The 1,043-nt window shown below is 66.8% G+C and carries 2 protein-coding genes; both read right to left on the bottom strand.

Features of this window, described 5'->3' with window-relative positions; translation table 11 throughout:
• Positions 1-536 (bottom strand): phytanoyl-CoA dioxygenase family protein (locus tag ACFW3F_RS25600; protein WP_388062527.1); only part of this gene is annotated, 536 nt, incomplete at its 3' end.
• A 6-nt stretch (positions 537-542) separates the two neighbouring features.
• Positions 543-941, bottom strand: coding sequence for an ectoine synthase (locus tag ACFW3F_RS25595; RefSeq protein WP_388062525.1), 399 nt, complete (start codon positions 939-941; stop codon positions 543-545).
• Between the last annotated feature and the right edge of the window lie 102 nt (positions 942-1,043).

The following is a 1,043-nucleotide window of genomic DNA, read 5'->3' as shown; positions in this document are numbered from 1 at the left end:
GTGTCGAAGTTCTCGGTGAGCGCGATCGAGACCGAGATCGTGCGCATGTTCGGCAGGCCGTCCTCGGCGTGCCAGGTCTCGAAGTCCGAGTGCCAGTAGAAGCCGCTCGCGCCGAAACCGGGCTTGACGTTGATCCGCGACTGGTGGACGTACACGTCCGAGCCGAGGATCTGCCGGGCGCGTCCCACGACCCGCTCGTCGCGCACCAGCCTCGCGAACACCTCGCTGATCCTGTGGACCTCGAAGACCGACCGGATCTCCTTGGACTGCGGCTCGACGATCGAGCGCTCGTCCGCGCGGATCGCCGGGTCGGAGGTGAGCCGCTCCAGCTCGCGCCGGTATTCGGCCACCTCGTCCGGTCCGATGAGCTGGTCCACGGCGAGGAAGCCGTCGCGCTCCAGGGACTGCAGATCACTCGCGGTCACGGGGCCGGGAGTGTCCGGGGACCCCCAGACGACCGGGTCCTGCCGGGGGGTTGCCACCTCGGTGGCACCGCGGGTCGGATAGAGGTCGGTGACGTGCGTGGTCGTGGTCACGTTGACTCACACCTCCTCGGTGAGCAGCGGGTAGACGCCGTTCTCGTCGTGGTCCTCCCGTCCGGTCACGGGCGGGTTGAAGACACAGATGCAGTGGAAGTCCTCCTTGACCTTGAGCGTGTGCCGCTCGTGGCCGTCCAGGAGGTACATGGTGCCGGGCGTGATGTGGTACGTCTTCCCGGTCTCGCGGTCGGTCAACTCGGCGTCGCCCTTGGTGCAGACGACGGCCTCGATGTGGTTCGCGTACCACATGTCCGTCTCCGTACCCGCGTACAGCACGGTCTCGTGGAGCGAGAAGCCCACCTTCTCCTTGGCGAGCACGATGCGCTTGCTCTCCCAGGTACCTGAAGCGGACCTGACGTGCCGGTCGGTGTTCTCGATGTCACTGAAAGATCGGACGATCACGGTGGGGCAGTGCCTTTCTCTTCTTTTCCTGCTCAGTGGTGCCTGCGCGGGGGTGTTCGCCCCGCTCAGGCGGTCTCGCGGACGGACCGGGCCAGCGTGCGC

Source organism: Gordonia sp. NPDC058843, from assembly GCF_042743165.1.
GTDB lineage: Bacteria > Actinomycetota > Actinomycetes > Mycobacteriales > Mycobacteriaceae > Gordonia.
The sequence above is the reverse complement of the archived record's forward strand: the minus strand, read 5'-3'. Positions and strand labels throughout refer to the sequence as shown.